The organism is Raineya orbicola, assembly GCF_002843425.1.
Taxonomy (GTDB): domain Bacteria; phylum Bacteroidota; class Bacteroidia; order Cytophagales; family Thermonemataceae; genus Raineya; species Raineya orbicola.
This window is the reverse complement of the sequence record NZ_NKXO01000046.1, coordinates 1-19,015: the sequence shown is the minus strand read 5'-3', so window position 1 is coordinate 19,015 and position 19,015 is coordinate 1. Positions and strand designations below refer to the sequence as shown.

Below are 19,015 nucleotides of genomic sequence, written 5' to 3'. Positions count from 1 at the left end.
AGAGGTAATTGACTCATATGATTAAATATTTAAAAAGTACAACTCAAAGTTAATCATTTTTTCAATTACCCTAAGTTTTTTTATTTAAATCCCTTGAAAACAATAAGTTAGACTTATAATTCACGTTGGAAAGTAAAGAAAACGAAGGAACAACTTTTACGGTATTTCTCCCTTTGAATGAAAAATTCTAATTTTCCTTAAAAAAGCTCTTTTTTTTGTATTTTTGTTCTCAAACTTACAATATATGAAGTATTTCGGGCTGATTGTGCTATACCTGCTCTCGCTACCGAGTTTTGCTCAAAAAGAAAACAAAGCACTCGGAACGAAAATTATCAAAGAAAAATCAAAGATTACAGGGCAAGAAAATGAGTGGAAAATTACAGGTAGAGATGCCGTTGTAATGCGAGATTCAGGCAGTCGGTACATTCAAATTCACATTACAGAAAGCAAAGAAGTACTTTATGGCAATCGTTGTGCCGAAATAGAAGCCCAGAAAATGGGAATTGAGTTCATTATCATTCCCAAAGATATAGGCTACGGAATGAGCCGAAAAAATATCTTTTTTACCAACCTACACGCTCATTTCAGAGCTTTTTGGAAAAATGGTTTTTTTTGGAAAAAACGTCTCAAAAAACGCATACGCCACTGCCGTGATGCCACAGGTGATTATATCCGATAGTTATCGCAATTCAATGGGCTTATTCATATAAAAATCTAATACCTTTATTCTGAATAAATATTCATATTTTGTCCGAATAAGCTGGGCTTTGGCTTGGTCTAAATTGAGCTTGGCTAAATTGTAATCTACAGCATTGCTTGCCCCTGCATTGAAACGACTTTCTACGGCTTTGAAATTCAGTTCAAGGGCTTCTACCTGCTTTTGGCGAGCCTCAAAGTTGCTTTGAGCAAGTTTCATATCGTTGTAAGCCTGTTCTATGGCTTGGCGAAGTTGTTGGCGAAGCAAATCTGCTTGATATTTTTGGTTTTTTTGCTGAATACGAGACTGCGTAATAGAATTACGCGTACGACCTTGCGAATAAAGTGGTATGTTCAAGTTCAAAACTATGAATGAACTGCGATTAAAATCCATTTGATTGAAAAAGCGGTTAGGCTCAATTTTCCCATTTGGAATAGCCCGAATGGTATAAACCGTATCAAAAGAACCACCTACATAGCCAATAGGCACTTGTACAAGCGTGCTTGTACCATCGGGGCGAAAAAGCTCACTAGGGGCGGCACTGGAATATGCCGAATTGATACCTACTCCAAGCGTTAGTGTAGGATACAAAGCCGAACGTGCCACTGCCTCGTTATATTTCAAACTTTCTATGCGTAAATCAGCACTTTGAATATTGTACTGGTTTTTTTCGGCAGTATCATAAATTTCTTGCGGGTTTTTATTGGCATACTCATTGATAAGGGTAGCTACTTCTACCTTTTCAATTTCAATATTTTGCGTAGCGGGCATATTCATTTGTTGTAAAAGATTGAGCCGAGCAAGGCTCACCTGATTGCGAGCTGTAATTACATTTACCTCGTCATTAGCAAGCTGTGATTTCAGGTTTAAAACTTGTACTTCTGCTACTGAACCCGCCTTGAATAGCTTTTCTGTGCGTTCCAGCTGATTTTTGGTAATTTCTACTTGTGCCAGACTAGCTTGTTCAAGCTCTTGTGCCAAAAGTAACTGCAAATAAGCATTGGCTACATTCAGCGAAATATCGCGTTTAGCTTGTTCTACATCAAGCTGATTAGCTTTGAGCGTAGTTTCATTTTGCTTAATGGTATTGATAGTGCCAAAACCATTGAAAAGGACAATGCTACCATTCAACGAAATATTTGTAGAAAATACGTTTTGCGTTACAAATTGGTTGGTGAAAGGGTCAATAGAACGACCTGTACGCATAGCCTGCGAAAGTGATGCCGAAAGTTGCGGAGCAAAACGACTTTCACGACTTTGTTGCAAATTTTCAGTGGAACTCTCTACTTGAAGTTGCCTTTGCTTGATGCTAATATTGTTTTCAATCGCATAATTCACACATTTTTGCAAAGACCAACGCTCTTGGGCAAAAACTGAAAAACTCGTAATGCTACAAATTAAAAATAAAAATTTTTTCATAGAAATGGAGGTTTTTAAGCAACAAAGAAACTCAAAAAACACTTTTCTATTGTAAATTTGTGAAAAAAAATCTTTACTTTTACGCCTGCAACCTCAAAAAATACCGCTATGGCTCTTAAATTAGGCACTCTTGCCCCCGACTTTACTCTACCTGCCACCAATGGTAAAAGCATCACTTTAAGCAAAGATTTAGCAGGTAAACCCTGTGTTTTGTATTTTTACCCCAAAGATTTTACACCTGGCTGCACCAAAGAGGCTTGCGAGTTCAGAGACCAATTCGCTACTTTCAGAAATTTGGAAGTTGATGTTTTAGGTATCAGCAGAGATAGTATTGACACGCACAAAAAATTCAAAGAAACCCACAAACTGCCCTTTGAACTCCTTGCAGATATAAATGGCTCAGTTTGTAAGGCTTATGAAGCACTCATACCCATTATCGGTATTCCTAAACGGATTTCATATCTTTTGGATAAAGAACACAAAATAGTTGCGGTTTATCAAGATTTCTTCGGTGCTGAAGAGCATATCAAAGCTATGCTCGCCAAAATTCAAAAATCTTAAAAGATGAGTAAAACCCTTATTCAGCGAATTGTAAGAAATAAAACTTTCATTCGCACTACCAGCATAATGATTATTACTTGCTCTATTTTGCTGGGTATTGAAGCCTCTTTTACAAAAGAAATTCTGTTTTTTGTAATTTTAGACACTGCTTTTACCATTTATTTCAGCATTGAAGTCATCTTACGTATTTTTGCAGAGGAGAGGCCATGGGAATTTTTCAAGTTATTTTCACTTAAAAAGCAGATTAGCCCTAAAACAGGCAAAAAACGCACCCAAATAGTATTTCACGAACATGGCTTTTGGAACTGCTTTGATTTTGTTATTACAGCATTCAGTATTTTTAGCCTTGTAGTACATATCTTTGAACACCCCGAATTTTTGGTAGTTGGGCGTTTGTTTAGGGTTTTGCGTATTTTGCGTCTTTTGGAAATCAGCAATGAACTCAAAGAGGTAGAACGCAAAATTGTTAGCATTGTTCCCACGGTCTTTTCATTTGCTCTTTTGTTAGGGGTGCTTTTGTATATTTACTCAATCATTGGCATTTATCTTTTTAGCCATCACAAATACGAAAATGCCGATTTCAGCAGTTTGGGGGCTTCTTTTCTTTCCCTTTTTCAAGTTATGACGCTGGAAGGTTGGGTAGAAATGATGTACCAAGCCAGTAGCCACTACGAAGACTCTTGGTGGATAAAAGGGTATTTTATCAGTTTTGTTATCCTAACCGTGATTGTCAGTTTCAACGTATTTGTAGCAGTGCTTACTTCGCAGGTACAAGAGAAAATCAATGCCAAACAGGTAATTGAAGAGAAAGAACTTTTCAGAGAAATGAACGATACCCTGAAAGAAATGCGTAGTAAAATGCTTACAGAAATAGAAGGGCTACGCAACGAAATACAAAAATTACGAAGCGAAATACAAAACAATAAGCCTTGATTTCTAAAAAATATGAATTACAAGCAAATTCAGAAAGCTATTCAAGCGAAAAAGTCTTTTCTTTGCGTTGGTTTAGATAGCGATGTAAATAAATTACCCGCCTCTCTCCCTAAAAATGCAACAGGAATGCTTGCTTTCAATAAAGCTATTATTGAAGCTACTTTACCTTTTGCCATAGCCTACAAAATCAATACAGCTTTTTACGAGGCTTTGGGGGCAGAGGGTTGGGAAGTAATGGAAAAAACTTTGGAATTTTTACCCAAAGATGTTTTCAAAATTGCTGATGCCAAGCGTGGTGATATTGGAAACACCTCAAAACTCTATGCCAAAGCCTTTTTTGAAACACTCGCCTTTGATGCCCTCACCATTGCCCCGTATATGGGTGAGGATTCTGTAAAACCCTTTTTAGAGTATGAAAACAAATGGGTTATTCTGCTTGCTCTTACGTCTAATACTGGTAGCCAAGATTTTGAAATGCTCAAACTTTCTAATGAGCGTTACTTATACGAAGAAGTGCTATTGAAATCGCAAGAATGGGCTAATCACGAAAAAATGATGTATGTAGTAGGTGCTACGCAAAGCGAAAAATTTCAAGAAATTCGCAAATTAGCTCCACATCATTTTCTGCTCGTACCCGGCGTAGGTACACAAGGTGGCAATTTAGAGCAAGTAATAGAATATGGCAAAAATGAAGCAGGAGGTTTGCTTATCAATGTATCAAGGGATATTCTGTTTGCTTCACAAGCTAATGATTTTGCCGAAAAAGCCAACCAAAGAGCTGAATTTTGGCAAAAGCAAATGCGTGAAAAATTAACATCTGTTTTTCAAAAAAATTAACATCTGTTTTTCAAAAGTCTGCCCTCTGTATAATTTTTTCTATATCACTCCATTCTTTCGCCCGAAAGTGTGCTTTTGTGTAAAAAGGCAAGCGTTCTTGATAAAGTTTTTGCACAAAGTGTTCTATTTCTGCATTTGTTTTTTGGGCAAACATAGGTCTTTGGGCTTTATGCCTTAAAATTCTTTCTACGATTACAGGAAGCGGTGTATCCCAAAAAACAACCTTACCTGCTGAAAGCATATAATCTATATTCTGATGAAAGCAAGGTGTGCCTCCTCCTGTGGCAACAATTTTTTGCGGCTCAACAGGGATTTTTCTTAAAACTTTTGCTTCTATTTCTCTGAAAAATATTTCGCCTTCGCTTTCAAAAATTTTTGGTATAGATTTTTGGAGTAATTTTTGAATTTCTTGGTCTAAATCAGCTGACTGCCATTGAAACAGATTTGAAACTTTGTGAGCCAAAGTGCTTTTTCCTGATGCAGGCATTCCTATTAAAAAAAGCATAGATTTTTACTTTTTTCTAAACACCAGTTGCAAAGGTACGCCCTCAAAATCAAAATTTTTGCGAAGCTGATTTTCCAAATAACGCTGATAGCTTTCCTGAACGTATTGAGGCAAATTGCAGAAAAACGCAAAAGCGGGCGTATGTGTAGGTAGTTGTGTTACATACTTGATTTTCACATATTTTCCTTTAATCATTGGAGGCGGATAGCTTTCGATAGCGGTAAGCATTACGTCATTCAGTTGCGAAGTAGGAATACGTTTTTTACGATTTTCATAAACCTCGCAAGCCTTTTCCACTACCTTGAAAATACGCTTTTTCTCTTTTACAGAGGCAAAAACAATGGGCAAATAGTCCATTGGAGAAAGTTTTTTACGAATAGCATCTTCGTAGTGTTTGGCGGTTTTGTGGTCTTTTTCAATCAAATCCCATTTATTTACCACAAGCACCATTCCTTTTTTAGATTTTTCGGCAAGGCGTAAAATATTCACATCTTGCGACTCAAGCCCCTGCGTAGCATCAATGAGCATAATACATACATCACAAACTTCTAATGTACGCAAAGAACGCATTACCGAGTAAAACTCAATGCTATCGCGTACTTTTGTTTTTTTTCGCAAGCCTGCCGTATCAGTGAGAATAAATTCCTTCCCGTACAAATTGTAGTGGGTATCAATGGAATCGCGAGTAGTGCCTGCAATATCCGTTACGATACTACGCTCTTCACCCACAAGAGCATTGAGCAGTGAGGATTTCCCCACATTAGGTCTTCCTAAAATTGCAAAGCGAGGCAAGCCTTCATAAGGATTGGGTTCATCATCTTCTTTGAAATGCTTAATTACCTCGTCAAGCAAATCTCCTGTACCGCTTCCTGTTTCAGCAGAAATGGCAAACACTTCTCCCAAGCCCAAAGCCGCAAATTCATAAGCCTGTTGGTTGCGTTCAAAGGTCTCGGTTTTATTGGCAACTACAATAACGGGCTTTTTAGAACGGCGAAGGATATTGGCAAATTCCCTATCCAAAGGGTGCAATCCTTCCATTGCATCAACCATAAACAATACGACTGAGGCTTCTTCTACGGCAATGCTTACTTGTCTCCGAATAGCCGTTTCAAAAATATCTTCCGAACCTACTACATATCCGCCTGTATCTATGAGAGTAAAAGTTTTATTGAGCCACTCGGCAAGCCCATAGTGGCGGTCTCGGGTTACCCCTGCTTGGTCGTCTGTAATGGCATCTTTGGTTTGCGTAAGTCTATTGAAAAGCGTGGATTTTCCTACGTTGGGTCTGCCTACAATCGCTACAATATTTGCCATAGAAAGTTCAAAATTTGAAGGTTCAAAAGGTTATGAGGTTTAAGGTTTGAGAATGTTTTGATTTTAGAAACGAACTGCAAATTTACAAAAAAACAAAAAACCACCAACAAAGTTTGTTGAGTGGTTAGCCTGTAAAATTTCCTTCAAGAAGATTTTATTTCACCAATTCTACCTTGTAGATAAAATACTCGCTATCGCCTTGCCAAGGGAAAACCCAATACTTTTGCTTGTAGTATAGCTTTACTTGCTTGCCGTTGTAATCTTGCAATTTTTGAATAACCTCTTTTTCGTTTTCATTTACCGAGAATACAAACCTTTGGGGATTTATTCTATCTTCTGTACCAATTCGTAACTCTCCTTCCCAAGTCTTGAAAACAACTCCTTTTTTGCTAAACTTATCCAGCGTTCCTGCTCGTACCCCTTCGCTATACACTCCGAAGGTCATCATTGAAATCCAAGACAAAAAGGAAATTATTAGGAAAGCTACACCAATGAGAGCGTATTTTTTCTTTTTGCTCATACGTCAGCAGACTTTTTTTCCTCAATAATGGTGCTTTCTAAATCTTCTTTTTTGGGAAAAATGAGCGAAAGCACAATGCTGGTGGTAAGAATACTCAAAATAATATAGATAGAATAAGTTGGCTTGAAGCCAATTTCTTGCAGGGGATATTCTAAAACCATTTTCAAACCAATAAATGTGAGCAGAACGCCCAAGCCGTATTTGAGATAGTGAAAGAGGTGCATAATATTAGAAAGCAAGAAAAACATTGAACGCAAGCCCATAATAGCAAAAATATTAGAAAAATACGCTATGGGCTGGTCTTGTGTAATACCAAGCACCGCAGGTACAGAATCTACGGCGAAAATTAGGTCAGTAAATTCTACTATGAGCAAAACAATGAAAAGGGTAGTTATCATTCTTTTGCCATTTTTCACAACAAAAAACTTATCACCTTCGTAATGCGGATACACCGCAAAGTATTTGGAAGCAAAACGCACAATGGGGTGTTTTTGAGGGTCAATGGTTTCCTCTTCTTCTTCTTTTTCAAAGAATATCTTTACCCCCTGAAAAATCAGGAAAGCACCAAAAATGTAAAGAACCCAATGAAATTGCCTAACAATTTCAATTCCTAAAAAAATAAAAATAAAACGCATCAGAATAGCTCCTAAAACTCCCCAAAAAAGCACCTTCTTGTAATACTCTTCACGTAAGCCAAAAGAGGAAAAAATCAGAATAATAACGAAAATGTTATCTGCTGATAGAGCGTATTCAATAACATAAGCCGTGATGAACTCAATAGAAATATAATTGCGATAGATTTGTAGATTTTCTTCCAAGCTCAGGTCGGGGCTAATTTTGACATCTCCCCTATCACCAATATCAACTCGCTTGAGTATTTCTTGATAGCTTTGCGGATTATGAATCCAATGCCCCTCGTAGCGTAGAAATATAAAAAAAAGCATTGCAAGGCTAACCCATATGATTGTCCATAGTACCGCTTCCTTGAAACTTATTACGTGGCTTGATTTAGAAAAAACACCCAAATCTAAAGCTAATACGAAGGCAATAAATACCAAAAAAGCGGAAAAAAAGAGGATTTCGCTACTGAACATAGTTTTTGTTTGTGCAAAACGTTTTGTAAGATACTACTTTTTTAATAAACGTAGAAAATATAATGACAAAAATTTTTTCAACTTTTTTACTACGCTTCAAAGTGATATAGAAAAATCGTGTAAGTTTCAATCACAAAAGTACAAAATATTTTTACTCATCAAAAATTTTGTGCAAATATTTCTTGCTTTTGGGCTAAAATAAAAAATACATTTTATTCAAATTACTAAAAATCAAATTTTTAGAATAACAAAAAAACGAAGTAATAATTTAGCTATTTTTAAGTAAAATTTTTCGCTTCATTCCAAAAAATGTCCATTTCAGAAAGACTCATCTCCGAAAGCCTGCGGTTATTTTCTTTGGCTTTTTGTTCAAGATACTGAAAGCGTTTCAGAAACTTTTGGTTGGTTCTTTCCAAAGCAGTTTCAGGGTTAATTCCCAAAAAACGAGCATAATTCACCAGTGAAAAAAGCAAATCTCCAAATTCTTTTTCAGCCTCTTGAAGGTCAAAATCTTGCGTATGGTTGTAAGTTTGCTGAAATTCTTGCATTTCTTCTTCTACTTTTTGCCAAACCTGCTCTTTCTGCTCCCAATCAAAACCTACGGCACGGGCTTTTTCTTGCATACGCATAGCCTTCAAAAGAGCAGGCAGACTCGCAGGCACACCCGCAAGCACTGATTTTTCCCCTTTACTTTCAGCCTGTTTTATCTGCTCCCAATTCTGGCTAACCTCTTCTGCTCCCGAAACCGAAACATTTCCGTAAATATGCGGATGGCGGCGAATGAGTTTCTCGCAAAGCTCGTTGATAACATCAACAATATCAAAACTCTCTGTTTCTGAAGCTATTCTTGCATAAAAAACAATATGCAGTAGCACATCTCCCAGTTCTTTCTTAATTTCCTGCATATTTTCTGCCAGTATTGCTTCGGAAAGTTCAAAGACCTCCTCAATCGTGAGATGGCGAAGCGATTGCAGAGTTTGTTTTTTATCCCAAGGACATTGGGTTCGCAAATCGTCCATTATATCTATAAGACGCAAGAAGGCTTGCTGTTTTTCCTCTTTGCTGTGTAACATAATCGTTTTTAGCAAAGTAAATCAAAAATAAAGAGATAAAAAAAATTATTAGCAGAATTTTGAAATTGCACGATTTTTGTTGAAAAGTTTTATTTAGTAAGATTTCACAAACCCAAGTAGAGATAAGTAAAACCACGTAATTTTAAGTATAACAAATACCGTATGAAAAAAATAATTTTACTCATTTGCTTTCTTATTTATTTTCAAACTTTTAGCCAAGATTTTTTGGTACTTGTTGAACAAGGCAACCTGCACGCTTTCACTTCTAAGAATTCTATCAAAAAAAAAGAAGCAGTACTTGCAGGGAAAGTATTTCGAAAAAATACGACCATTTTTCTTGATACTGCTGCTTATTTATTACTTTTTAATCCGCGGTTGGGTTTTCTTGAATTCCAAGGAAGTGAAGTTGTAGATTTAAGTTTAGTTCAAGAAAAACGCTTTCCTTCATCTTTCAAGTTAGATAATTTAGACTCTACCATTTTTAAGGAACTGATTGCCTCAAGCCAAATAGATTTCCAATTCGCACATCGAAGAATGGTAAATGGCACTTGCTTGCCAGCAGAGCGTTGCCCACCACCTTTTTTGGTACTAATAAATGGAGATAATTGTTCGTGTAGCTCTGCTGGTGAAATACCAGTATTTGATAACAACTTACATTTTCACTTAAAAGTTAGTCCATACTATGAAAGTAGCGGCAAACAAAAAACTATACCAATCACTATTTTCATTAAAAATTTTGTCGGACGTAATATTCTTGAGCCCCAAAAAACGAAAATCGAGGATTTGAGGGAAGAGTTATGTGTAAATATAGATGTTAGTAAGATTAAAAAATTCCATAAAGAATTTTTTATTGTAGACGTTTATCCAAACATGCATGCAAAAAATGATATTCGTTTAGGTTTTTTTTATTTTGACAGCACTATGATTTCAAAGCAAACAACTATTCCAAAAGTACAAGATGAAAAAGACTGGTATGGTTTTTTGCGTTTAGCATATTTTTATGAGCAAAATAAATTTTTTAATGAAAGTTTGCGGTACTGGGAAAAAGTGTTGGCTTTGAAGAACAATATAGAAGCATTTAAAATCTTATATCAAGATTTTAGAATTAGAAATCATTCTTTCAAAGTTTTTTCCAAAAGCGAGAAATGCTTACAATGCATAGAAATCAATAAACAAAATGAAGCTGATTTTATAAAAGACAAATATAAATATGTAAATAAAAATATGAGGTGAGTATTATTCGCTCACCTCGTAAAAGAATAATAAGCTGAACTTCCGTAGCGGTCAATACCTTCTATGGTAATTCGGCGAGGTGCTTTGTTCAAGATTTCAATCACTTCCTTAGGTTCTTTTATCTCAACCCCATTGATACGCAAAATGATGAATCCGTCTTCAAAACCATTATTTTTGAAAAAACCTCGACGTAAGTTATTGAGCCTTACTCCGTTTTTGATACCAATTTTTTCCAGTTCAATTTTAGGCACTTTTTCCAAATCAGCTCCTAAATCATCGTCAGAGAGAACCTCCTTTTTACTTGTATCAGTTGTACCTTGTTGATTGGTAAGTTTAATTTTCTTTTGCTCCAACTTTCCTTTGCGTTTGTAAATAATTGTAATTTCATCACCGGGTCTGAAATAACTCAAATTTTCATCAAAATCTGCTCGGGAATTGATAGGTTCTTCATTGATTTTCAGAATAACATCTCCTTTTTGCAAACCCGCCTGATAGCCCGCACCTTCTTTCATTACTCTATCTACCAAAACCCCCTCTAAATCTTTTAGGTTGTACTCTTGTGCTACTTCCGAATTGATATCCAATACTTCTATGCCTAAAAAGGCTTTTTGTACATCACCGAATTGTATCAAATCGCTCACTACTTTGGCAACAATATCCGAAGGCACGGCAAAGCCATAACCCGTATAACTGCCTGTCTGTGAAAGTATAGCCGTATTGATACCCACAAGCTCGCCTTTCAAATTCACCAAAGCTCCCCCACTATTACCAGGGTTAATGGCGGCATCAGTCTGAATAAATGACTCAATTGGAAAGCGGGTGCTTCGGATAAGGCGTAAAGCCCTGCCTTTGGCACTCACAATGCCTGCTGTAACGGTAGAAGTAAGATTAAAAGGGTTTCCTACGGCAAGCACCCATTCGCCTACTTGTACATCACGAGAGCGTGCTATGCGTATATTAGGCAGGTTGCGGGCATCAATTTTAAGCAAAGCCAAATCCGTAGAAGGGTCTCTGCCTATTACTTTTGCCTTGTAAGTTTTTTTATTATGGATAACTTCAATGCTTTCCGCACCTTCAATTACGTGATTGTTGGTAATAACATAGCCATCAGCCGAGTAAATCACCCCTGAACCCGAAGAAACTACTCTTGAACTATATCCGCCGCCCCCAAAGTACCAATCAAACCAATCTACCGCCTGACGCGAAGAAATATTTTTAATATACACCACACTGGGGGTTGCAACCTGTGAGGCTTGTACAAAATCGGGCGGAGAAAGCATAAGCATATTATTTGTCGTGTCGCTATCTCTGCCTTTGGTAGGCATTACAGGGATTTTAGCGGAAAGATTTTGGCTTAAAACTGCTTCTTGCCAAGCAATTTGTTTCGGTTCTATAATAAATTCAAAGTACAATGCCGCCCCCAATACCCCTGATAGCACACTGATAAGCACTTGAAATGCTAATTTTTTCATAGGTGTAAGTTTTTTTTGTGAAACTTTTTGGTATAAACGTTTTTGTAGGAATAAAAGTTTTGCAGTTCAACTTTACAAGCTACAGCTTATTCAATTTTCAAGCAAATATTTTTCTCTTCGGTAAAGAAATTAAGAGCTTCAAAGCCTCCTTCACGCCCTACGCCCGAATTTTTCACACCTCCGAAAGGAGTTCGCAAATCTCTCAAAAGCCAACAATTTATCCAAACAATGCCACTTTCAATTTTATGAGCAATGCGATGAGCTTGTGAAAGGTTTTGCGTCCAGATGCTACAAGCCAAGCCATATTGTACGCTGTTGGCGTAGGTTAGCACTTCTGCTTCGGTTTCAAAAGGTGTAAGCGTAACGACAGGACCAAAAATTTCTTCTTGATTGGTGCGACAATCGTAAGAAAGTCCCTCTATCACGGTAGGCTCTACAAAAAAACCGCCTGCATTTTCTCCCTGCAAGAAAATCCTTTTCCCGCCTGTCAGGATAGTTCCTCCTTCCTGTTTAGCGAGTTCTATGTAGCTCAAAACTTTCTGCAAATGAGCCTCCGAAACCAATGCTCCTACGAAAGTGGTTTCCTCTTTGGGGTTACCTACTTTGAGCTTTTGCGTTTCACGAATAAAATCTTGCTTAAATTGCTCGTAAATAGGTTTTTCCACAAAAATTCTTGAACCACACAAGCAAATTTCTCCCTGATTGAGAAAAGCGGCACGTACAGCGGTTTGCAAAGCCTTTTCATAATCGGCAGAAGCAAAAATAATGGTAGGATTTTTTCCGCCAAGTTCTAATGAAAGTTTTTTGAATTGAGGAGCGACAAGAGAGGCGATTCTTGCCCCTGTACGCGTACCACCTGTGAAAGAAATTGCCTTTATTTTGGGGTGTGTAACTATTGCCTCACCTACTTCGTTACCATAGCCGTGCAAAATATTCAGCACTCCTGCGGGTAAGCCCGCTTCTATACAAATCTGGCTAAAAAGAAATGCCGTATAAGGCGTAAGTTCAGAAGGCTTGGCAATAACACAATTTCCCGAAGCCAAAGCAGGAGCAATTTTCCACGTAAAAAGATACAAAGGCAAATTCCAAGGCGAAATACAACCCACCACTCCCAAAGGCTCTCGCAGAGTATAATTCAGATTGCCTACTTGTTGGTAACTCTCATTTGACCAATGCAAAGAAGCAGTCGCATAAAAACGCATATTTTGCGAGGCTCTCGGAATATCCATTTGTTTAGCAAGCCAAAGAGGTTTTCCGTTATCACGGCTTTCAGCTTGGGCGAGTATTTCTGCGTTTTGGTCAATTAAGTCAGCTATTTTTAACAAGATTTTGGCTCTGCCATCTGCTCCTAAATTTTTCCATTGCTCCGTAGCTTTTTGAGCAAATTCAATCGCAAGGGCAACATCTTTTTCATTGCTTCGTGGCAGTTGAGCAAATATTTTACCCGTAGCAGGCTCAATATTAGGTAAAAAATCACCCGAGAGCGATTTCTGTAAAGTTCCACCAATGTAGTTCAAAATTTCTATCATCTGAAAAAAATTCTAAGTGCGTTTATCTTGTTTCTTGTTTCTTATTCTCTTTATTCTCTCATCTTTCGCAACTCTTTTGGGTCAATGTGCCGTATAGCTTCTTGTTTGGTAAATTCCAAAAGCCAAACCTTTTGAGGAGTATTTTCAATTTTATCTACAAAAATAAAATCTCCATTTTCAAGTTTTTGCAAGGTAGGTTCTATGCTTTTCCCCTGTTCCAACTCATAAAAAAAGGCTTCTAAAAAGGCTTTACGCTTACCTTGTGCATTTTGCAGAATATTTTTATCATTAGCAGAGATTTGAGAAATTCTGATAGCATAGGCACTTTGTAAAGAATCTTGCCATTTTTTTTGTATTTGCTCGTTTGGGGCTTGATTGAGCTTTTCGGTAATAAGCATACTTTTCTGTAAGACCCAAGTTTGGAGTTGGCGTGGTGTTACCTTCTTGATTTTTCTATCTTTAACCTCTTCGGCAAGTTTTTTGGTATCGTAACCTCTTTCTTTCAAATCTGGGACACAAGAATAACACAGCAACAACAAAATTGCATAAAAGCATTTTTTCATAAAAACGAATTTTAACTCACAAATTTATTTTTTTCTGTAATGGTAATTTTGAAAAGCCCCGAAAATTTTTCAGCACAATAAAATTGAAGTGAGTTTGTTACAATAAGTTGTATTTTTTCAAGATTTCGGCTACTTCTGCATCTTTTTGAGCCAGTTCTCTGAAAGAAAACACCATGTTTTTGATGTCTTTTTTGTTCAAAGCGATTTCTTCTTCTATTGTTCTTACTTTGGTTTCAAAAGGGCGTATCATAGTGCGTCTATCCCACCAAGCAAATCCCAATGCCGCCGCTGTTACTGTGGCAAATATGGTAGTCAGTATCCAAAGAAAATTCATTTGTTGCTCAAAACGCTTATCTACTTGTTCAAAACGTTTATCTACTTGCTCAAAACGCTTATCTATTTGCTCAAAACGTGCATTCATATCTGCACGTAATTCCTCAAAACGCTTATCAACCTGCTCAAAACGCTTATCCATTTCAATAAGTCTTTGCTCAATTTTGATAAGGCGGTCGCGGTCGTCAAGTGTAAAAGGCACACTTTGTTGGGCAAATGCTTTATCAGTAAGTAACAAAATTATCAAAACAAAGATTTTTTTCATACACAATGCTTTATTTTACAAAGTTAGCAAATGAGTTGTAATTTTACAATAAAAACAAAAAAATTTGCCCAAGTATTCCACTTGCTTTGTAAATTTGTGCCAAAACGTCAAAAGAATGGCAACTTCACAAAAATATACTGAAGAGAGCATTAAATCATTAGAGCCACGCGAGCATATACGTTTGCGTCCGGGAATGTATATTGGCAAATTGGGTGATGGTTCTTCGCAAGACGATGGCATTTATGTGCTTGTGAAAGAAATCATTGATAACTCCATTGATGAATATACGATGGGCTTTGGGAATAAAATTGAAGTAGAAGTTACCGAAAATCGTGTAAAAGTTCGGGATTATGGCAGAGGAATTCCTTTGGGAAAAGTGATTGACTGCGTTTCTAAAATCAATACAGGAGGCAAATACGATTCGGCAGTTTTTCAGAAATCCGTAGGGTTGAATGGTGTAGGAACAAAAGCCGTCAATGCCCTTTCTACATATTTTATGGTACAATCTATTCGTGATGGGCAAAGTAAAAAAGCAGAATTTCAGCAAGGAGTGCTTATTAAAGATTATCCGTTAGAACCTACTACTGAACCCAATGGCACACTCGTAATTTTTGAACCCGATAGCAGTATTTTCAAAAATTATAGCTTTATCCCTCAATATTTGGAAGAGCAAATTTGGAATTATGCATTTCTGAATGCGGGGCTAAAAATTATTTTCAATGGGCAAGAATACGTTTCTAAAAATGGGCTTTTAGACCTTTTGCAACGCAAAACCAACGAAGACGAAATTCGCTATCCGATTATACATTGCAAAGGAAATGATATTGAATTTGCACTCACACACGGCAATCAGTATGGCGAGGAGTATTACTCTTTTGTCAATGGGCAACATACCACGCAAGGAGGCACACATCTTACGGCTTTTCGCGAGGCACTCGTAAAAACTATTCGCGAGTTTTTCAAAAAAGATTTTGATGCCTCCGATATTCGGGCTTCCATAGTGGGGGCAATTAGTATTCGTGTGCAAGAACCTGTATTTGAATCGCAAACCAAAACCAAATTGGGCTCTACCAACCTTGCTCCCGATGAAAACTCTCCCACGATACGGGCTTTCATCAATGATTTTGTAAAAAAAGAACTTGACGACTACCTGCACAAACACCCCCAAACTGCCGAAGCAATGCTCAAACGCATTTTGCAGTCGGAGCGTGAGCGTAAAGAAATTGCAGGTATCAAGAAACTTGCCAACGAAAGAGCCAAAAAAGCCAACTTGCATAATAAAAAACTCCGCGATTGCCGTATTCATTACGATGATTTCAAGCACGAACTTCGCCAAGAAACCACGCTATTCATCACCGAAGGCGATTCGGCGAGTGGCTCTATTACAAAAGCTCGCAATCCGCTCACGCAAGCTGTTTTTTCTTTGCGAGGAAAACCGCTCAATTGCTACAATATGAGCAAAAAAGTAGTATACGAAAATGAAGAGTTCAATCTCCTACAACACGCCCTTAATATTGAAGATGGTTTGGAAGGTTTGCGTTACAACCGAATCGTGATTGCCACCGACGCCGATGTAGATGGTATGCATATTCGTTTGCTCCTGATGACTTTCTTTCTACAATTTTTCCCCGATTTGGTGCGAAATGGGCATTTGTATATTTTAGAAACGCCTCTTTTTAGAGTTCGCAACAAGCAAAAAACAATTTATTGCTACTCCGAGCAAGAAAAGCAAAAAGTTGTCCGACAACTCGGCGGAAACCCCGAAATTACACGATTTAAGGGTTTAGGTGAAATTTCTCCTGATGAATTTGCCGAATTCATTGGCGAAAATATCCGTTTAGAGCCTGTAATTTTGAAAGAACACACTAATATTCCGAAAATTTTGGAATACTATATGGGTAAAAATACTCCTGCTCGTCAAGAATTTATTATTAGCAACTTACGAGTAGAATTGGAAACACTCTCGGAAAAAGAAATTGTCGCAGAAATGGAAATGGTGTAGAGACTACACCATTTCATTGAGAATATCCCACACAATATCACTTTCATAGCCTTTGCCCATTGCATACTGGGCAAGTTTATATCTGCGTTTGAGTAGATTTTTTTCGCTGATTTGTTTATTTTTCTTGGTAAGCAATTCACGCAAAGTTGCCTCGTAATCCTCGTCTGGAATTTCTTTGAGAGCTTCTTTGATACAATATTCTGTAATACGATGCATTTGCAAAGCCTGACGAATTTTGCGTTTGCCCCATTTTTTTATGCGAAACTTACCTCCTGCAAAAGTTTTGGCAAAACGCTCCTCGTTAATATAACCTTGTGTGATGAGTTCAGCGATAATCCATTCTATTTCCTCACCTTCAAGCACATACGTTTCTTGTAGTTTTTTCCTGACTTCGTATTGAGAGCGTTCTTGATAGGCACACCACGAAGCAGTTTTTTGCAAAGCCTCTTTCAGCGAAACTACTTTTCTATTCATAAACTTTTAGGATACTCAACAACAAATAAAGAAAAACTTTGCAAGCTAACAAAGAACATATCTCCACAATTTTTACACTTTTTCAAGATTTTCTAGTTAAAATTTTGAGAAATGAAATGAAATGCTTAACTTGCTAAAACTTAAAAGTAGAAATAAATTTTTTGTTTTTTTCATAACTTTAATGTTTCACCAAAAATGAAAATGTATGCGTTCCGTTTGTTTATTAGGAGTAAAAGCAGAACTCGGTGCAGGCACACGTGGTGCCAGTTTAGGATTTGATGCAGTGAAGATTGCCAGTTTAAGCAAAAACAAAAGTTTTTTTCAACAATATCCCTATCAAGAAATTGCTATCAGCAACGATGCTTTATTTCATACCAGCCCCCATATTTTTGCTAAAAACATTGATGAAATTCTAAAAAATCAGATTACAATTTGCGAGCAGGTTCATTTGTGTTTGAAAAAAAATCATTTTCCCTTTATTATTTCAGGCGACCACTCCTCCGCCAGTGCCACAATCGCAGGCATAAAAAAAACCTTCCCTGATAAAACTTTGGGCGTAATATGGATTGATGCCCACGCCGATTTACACTCTCCTTATACTACTCCTTCGGGCAATATGCACGGAATGCCCGTAGCCATAGCCCTTGCCGAAGATAATATTACTGAAAAAATAAATGAAGTACCCCCAATCACCGCTCTGTATTGGGAAAAGCTGAAAAATTTGGGCGTAAAGGGAGCAAAATTTTCCCCAAATCATTTAGTATATGTATCTGTTCGTGATACAGAACCACAAGAAGAAGCCTTTATTGCTAAAAATAAAATCCGCAATTACACGGTTGAGGAAATCAGACGCAGAAGCGTGGAAGTGGTAGTAAGAGAAATTTTAGAAGAAAAACTCGCCGATTGTGATTTGATTTATATTTCTTTTGATGTAGATAGTATGGATAGCAGTATTTCGGTGGGTACAGGCACTCCTGTTGCAGGAGGGTTGAGCGTAACGGAAGCCAAAGAAATCAACGCTTTGCTCGTGCAAGATATACGCGTATGTGCTTGGGAAATGGTTGAAATCAACCCGCTATTAGATACCAAAGGCAACAAAATGGGCGAGGTAGCTTTTGAGGTGATGGAAAGCACGTTGCAAAGTTCAAAAAAAACAAAAAGTTATGAGAAGTCTGAAATAACTTCTCTTTCCATTTGATTCTACGCAAAACTACTCTTACAACTATGCTGAAAGGTTTCATTCTTAGCCTAATGGGAATGAGTACGTATTTTTTTGCATTTGCCCAATACCCTACCGATTCTTTGCTGAAAATCTTAAAGCAAAACCCACCTGATACTACCTCGTATAAAATTTTTTTACAATTAGGTAATCTATTTCAGCAAAGTAATGCCGATACCGCTATTTATTTTCACCAGAAAGCTATTGAAAAAGCAAATGTCTTGAAAGATACTTTCAAGATAGTACAAGCAATGAATCAGCAAGTAATTGACTGCTACATCAGTACTAATCACGAAAAAGGGAAAAAAATCGCACAAGATTTATTAAAAATCATATCCCAGAGTTCCTCAAAATCCGAAATAAGTAGAATTGAAGCCAGTGCCTATAATCTTTTGGGACTTATTGAAAAAGAACAATCCAATTTTGCGATTGCTACGGAATATTTTTTCAAAGCCCTTCGTATCAACGAAAAATCAAGGATATGAATGGGCAATCCAACAATTTAGGCAATATTGGGCATATTTACTTTGAACAAAAGGATTATGGCAAAGCAGAAAAATATTATCAAAAAGCCCTTGAAATTGCCGAAAAAAATCAGTTGAGCAATATTACCAATCACTTAATTAGTTTGGGTAATGTGGAAATGTCTTTAAAGAAATACGAAACAGCTGAAAAATATCTATTCAAAGCATTGGACTTATTAAAGGAACGTGAAGATTTATACGGAATGGGAGCCTGCTATAATAGTATTGCCGAAAACTACGAAGATCAAAAAAAATGGTGGCAAGCCTTAGAATACTTCCAGAAATCATTGGAGATTGCTCGTAAAATTGAAAATCAATATGCAATATGACCGCCAATTGAGGTATTTGGAAAAATAAAAAAATGGCATTTATTTAGGAAAATTTTCCAACGATTAACCTAAAAAAAATGCCAAATTTATTAGAAATCCTCCTGCTTTTACAAACAGAA

The 19,015-nt window shown here is 37.0% G+C and carries 20 protein-coding genes; 9 read left to right on the top strand and 11 right to left on the bottom strand.

Features of this window, described 5'->3' with window-relative positions; translation table 11 throughout:
- Nucleotides 1-244: 244 nt before the first annotated feature.
- Nucleotides 245-679, top strand: coding sequence for a hypothetical protein (locus Rain11_RS12035; RefSeq protein WP_101359621.1), 435 nt, complete (start codon nucleotides 245-247; stop codon nucleotides 677-679).
- On the opposite strand, the gene Rain11_RS12030 is transcribed toward Rain11_RS12035, so the two are convergent.
- Nucleotides 680-2,116: a TolC family protein gene (locus tag Rain11_RS12030; protein ID WP_101359620.1), complete on the bottom strand. Its 1,437-nt coding sequence runs from the start codon at nucleotides 2,114-2,116 to the stop codon at nucleotides 680-682. It abuts the gene before it with no gap.
- A 108-nt stretch (nucleotides 2,117-2,224) separates the two neighbouring features.
- On the opposite strand from Rain11_RS12030, the gene Rain11_RS12025 reads away from it, so the two are divergent.
- Genes Rain11_RS12025 through pyrF form a run of 3 tightly spaced genes read left to right on the top strand, consistent with a single transcriptional unit; the run spans nucleotide 2,225 to nucleotide 4,447 of the window.
- Nucleotides 2,225-2,677, top strand: coding sequence for a peroxiredoxin (locus tag Rain11_RS12025; RefSeq protein ID WP_101359619.1), 453 nt, complete (start codon nucleotides 2,225-2,227; stop codon nucleotides 2,675-2,677).
- A 3-nt stretch (nucleotides 2,678-2,680) separates the two neighbouring features.
- On the top strand, nucleotides 2,681-3,610 hold the full coding sequence (locus tag Rain11_RS12020; RefSeq protein ID WP_101359618.1) for an ion transporter: 930 nt from the start codon (nucleotides 2,681-2,683) through the stop codon (nucleotides 3,608-3,610).
- A gap of 12 nt (nucleotides 3,611-3,622) precedes the next feature.
- Nucleotides 3,623-4,447, top strand: coding sequence for an orotidine-5'-phosphate decarboxylase (gene pyrF, locus Rain11_RS12015; RefSeq protein ID WP_101359617.1), 825 nt, complete (start codon nucleotides 3,623-3,625; stop codon nucleotides 4,445-4,447).
- 10 nt (nucleotides 4,448-4,457) lie between these two features.
- On the opposite strand, the gene Rain11_RS12010 is transcribed toward pyrF, so the two are convergent.
- From Rain11_RS12010 to mazG, 5 genes are all read right to left on the bottom strand, one after another.
- Nucleotides 4,458-4,952 (bottom strand): shikimate kinase, encoded by a 495-nt coding sequence (locus tag Rain11_RS12010; RefSeq protein ID WP_101359616.1) that lies wholly within the window; start codon nucleotides 4,950-4,952, stop codon nucleotides 4,458-4,460.
- 6 nt (nucleotides 4,953-4,958) lie between these two features.
- Nucleotides 4,959-6,266, bottom strand: a complete 1,308-nt coding sequence (gene der / locus Rain11_RS12005; protein ID WP_101359615.1) for a ribosome biogenesis GTPase Der — start codon at nucleotides 6,264-6,266, stop codon at nucleotides 4,959-4,961.
- A gap of 154 nt (nucleotides 6,267-6,420) precedes the next feature.
- Entirely contained in the window at nucleotides 6,421-6,786 is a 366-nt protein-coding gene (locus Rain11_RS12000; RefSeq protein WP_207764454.1) for a hypothetical protein, read from the bottom strand.
- Nucleotides 6,783-7,880: a TerC/Alx family metal homeostasis membrane protein gene (locus Rain11_RS11995; RefSeq protein ID WP_101359614.1), complete on the bottom strand. Its 1,098-nt coding sequence runs from the start codon at nucleotides 7,878-7,880 to the stop codon at nucleotides 6,783-6,785. The genes Rain11_RS12000 and Rain11_RS11995 overlap by 4 nt, the downstream gene beginning before the upstream one ends.
- Nucleotides 7,881-8,158: 278 nt before the next feature.
- A complete protein-coding gene (gene mazG, locus Rain11_RS11990) occupies nucleotides 8,159-8,953 on the bottom strand; it encodes a nucleoside triphosphate pyrophosphohydrolase (RefSeq protein ID WP_101359613.1) in 795 nt (264 codons plus the stop codon).
- Between the two features lie 162 nt (nucleotides 8,954-9,115).
- Here mazG and Rain11_RS11985 point away from each other — a divergent pair, with 162 nt between their 5' ends.
- A complete protein-coding gene (locus Rain11_RS11985; protein WP_101359612.1) occupies nucleotides 9,116-10,186 on the top strand; it encodes a hypothetical protein in 1,071 nt (356 codons plus the stop codon).
- A gap of 11 nt (nucleotides 10,187-10,197) precedes the next feature.
- Here Rain11_RS11985 and Rain11_RS11980 read toward each other — a convergent pair whose 3' ends face one another.
- From Rain11_RS11980 to Rain11_RS11965, 4 genes are all read right to left on the bottom strand, one after another.
- Entirely contained in the window at nucleotides 10,198-11,658 is a 1,461-nt protein-coding gene (locus tag Rain11_RS11980; protein WP_101359611.1) for a S1C family serine protease, read from the bottom strand.
- An 86-nt stretch (nucleotides 11,659-11,744) separates the two neighbouring features.
- Entirely contained in the window at nucleotides 11,745-13,187 is a 1,443-nt protein-coding gene (locus Rain11_RS11975) for an aldehyde dehydrogenase (protein ID WP_101359610.1), read from the bottom strand.
- 50 nt (nucleotides 13,188-13,237) lie between these two features.
- Nucleotides 13,238-13,750, bottom strand: a complete 513-nt coding sequence (locus Rain11_RS11970) for a hypothetical protein (protein WP_101359609.1) — start codon at nucleotides 13,748-13,750, stop codon at nucleotides 13,238-13,240.
- A gap of 97 nt (nucleotides 13,751-13,847) precedes the next feature.
- Nucleotides 13,848-14,348, bottom strand: a complete 501-nt coding sequence (locus Rain11_RS11965; RefSeq protein WP_101359608.1) for a hypothetical protein — start codon at nucleotides 14,346-14,348, stop codon at nucleotides 13,848-13,850.
- Nucleotides 14,349-14,463: 115 nt separating this feature from the next.
- Between Rain11_RS11965 and Rain11_RS11960 the strand changes: the two genes are divergently transcribed.
- The gene (locus Rain11_RS11960) at nucleotides 14,464-16,350 is read left to right on the top strand and encodes a DNA topoisomerase IV subunit B (protein WP_101359607.1); all 1,887 of its coding nucleotides are present in this window, start codon (nucleotides 14,464-14,466) and stop codon (nucleotides 16,348-16,350) included.
- A 3-nt stretch (nucleotides 16,351-16,353) separates the two neighbouring features.
- On the opposite strand, the gene Rain11_RS11955 is transcribed toward Rain11_RS11960, so the two are convergent.
- Nucleotides 16,354-16,824, bottom strand: coding sequence for a regulatory protein RecX (locus Rain11_RS11955; protein ID WP_101359606.1), 471 nt, complete (start codon nucleotides 16,822-16,824; stop codon nucleotides 16,354-16,356).
- A 205-nt stretch (nucleotides 16,825-17,029) separates the two neighbouring features.
- Between Rain11_RS11955 and Rain11_RS11950 the strand changes: the two genes are divergently transcribed.
- From Rain11_RS11950 to Rain11_RS11940, 3 genes are read left to right on the top strand one after another with little or no spacing between them, the layout of a single operon-like run.
- Entirely contained in the window at nucleotides 17,030-18,022 is a 993-nt protein-coding gene (locus Rain11_RS11950) for an arginase (RefSeq protein ID WP_101359605.1), read from the top strand.
- Between the two features lie 26 nt (nucleotides 18,023-18,048).
- Nucleotides 18,049-18,528, top strand: coding sequence for a hypothetical protein (locus Rain11_RS11945; protein ID WP_101359604.1), 480 nt, complete (start codon nucleotides 18,049-18,051; stop codon nucleotides 18,526-18,528).
- Nucleotides 18,525-18,896, top strand: coding sequence for a tetratricopeptide repeat protein (locus Rain11_RS11940; RefSeq protein ID WP_101359603.1), 372 nt, complete (start codon nucleotides 18,525-18,527; stop codon nucleotides 18,894-18,896). Before Rain11_RS11945 ends, Rain11_RS11940 begins: the two co-directional genes overlap by 4 nt.
- Nucleotides 18,897-19,015 lie beyond the last annotated feature (119 nt).

Bases quoted from the DNA above. Each gene is read 5' to 3' on its own strand.
- Rain11_RS11970 (WP_101359609.1), bottom strand. From the start codon at position 13,750: ATGAAAAAATGCTTTTATGCAATTTTGTTGTTGCTGTGTTATTCTTGT.
- Rain11_RS11980 (WP_101359611.1), bottom strand. From the start codon at position 11,658: ATGAAAAAATTAGCATTTCAAGTGCTTATCAGTGTGCTATCAGGGGTA.
- Rain11_RS11955 (WP_101359606.1), bottom strand. From the start codon at position 16,824: ATGAATAGAAAAGTAGTTTCGCTGAAAGAGGCTTTGCAAAAAACTGCT.
- Rain11_RS11940 (WP_101359603.1), top strand. From the start codon at position 18,525: ATGAATGGGCAATCCAACAATTTAGGCAATATTGGGCATATTTACTTT.
- Rain11_RS11975 (WP_101359610.1), bottom strand. From the start codon at position 13,187: ATGATAGAAATTTTGAACTACATTGGTGGAACTTTACAGAAATCGCTC.
- Rain11_RS12025 (WP_101359619.1), top strand. From the start codon at position 2,225: ATGGCTCTTAAATTAGGCACTCTTGCCCCCGACTTTACTCTACCTGCC.
- der (WP_101359615.1), bottom strand. From the start codon at position 6,266: ATGGCAAATATTGTAGCGATTGTAGGCAGACCCAACGTAGGAAAATCC.
- Rain11_RS11945 (WP_101359604.1), top strand. From the start codon at position 18,049: ATGCTGAAAGGTTTCATTCTTAGCCTAATGGGAATGAGTACGTATTTT.
- Rain11_RS11985 (WP_101359612.1), top strand. From the start codon at position 9,116: ATGAAAAAAATAATTTTACTCATTTGCTTTCTTATTTATTTTCAAACT.
- Rain11_RS12010 (WP_101359616.1), bottom strand. From the start codon at position 4,952: ATGCTTTTTTTAATAGGAATGCCTGCATCAGGAAAAAGCACTTTGGCT.
- mazG (WP_101359613.1), bottom strand. From the start codon at position 8,953: ATGTTACACAGCAAAGAGGAAAAACAGCAAGCCTTCTTGCGTCTTATA.
- Rain11_RS11960 (WP_101359607.1), top strand. From the start codon at position 14,464: ATGGCAACTTCACAAAAATATACTGAAGAGAGCATTAAATCATTAGAG.
- pyrF (WP_101359617.1), top strand. From the start codon at position 3,623: ATGAATTACAAGCAAATTCAGAAAGCTATTCAAGCGAAAAAGTCTTTT.
- Rain11_RS11965 (WP_101359608.1), bottom strand. From the start codon at position 14,348: ATGAAAAAAATCTTTGTTTTGATAATTTTGTTACTTACTGATAAAGCA.
- Rain11_RS12020 (WP_101359618.1), top strand. From the start codon at position 2,681: ATGAGTAAAACCCTTATTCAGCGAATTGTAAGAAATAAAACTTTCATT.
- Rain11_RS11950 (WP_101359605.1), top strand. From the start codon at position 17,030: ATGCGTTCCGTTTGTTTATTAGGAGTAAAAGCAGAACTCGGTGCAGGC.
- Rain11_RS12035 (WP_101359621.1), top strand. From the start codon at position 245: ATGAAGTATTTCGGGCTGATTGTGCTATACCTGCTCTCGCTACCGAGT.
- Rain11_RS12000 (WP_207764454.1), bottom strand. From the start codon at position 6,786: ATGAGCAAAAAGAAAAAATACGCTCTCATTGGTGTAGCTTTCCTAATA.
- Rain11_RS12030 (WP_101359620.1), bottom strand. From the start codon at position 2,116: ATGAAAAAATTTTTATTTTTAATTTGTAGCATTACGAGTTTTTCAGTT.
- Rain11_RS11995 (WP_101359614.1), bottom strand. From the start codon at position 7,880: ATGTTCAGTAGCGAAATCCTCTTTTTTTCCGCTTTTTTGGTATTTATT.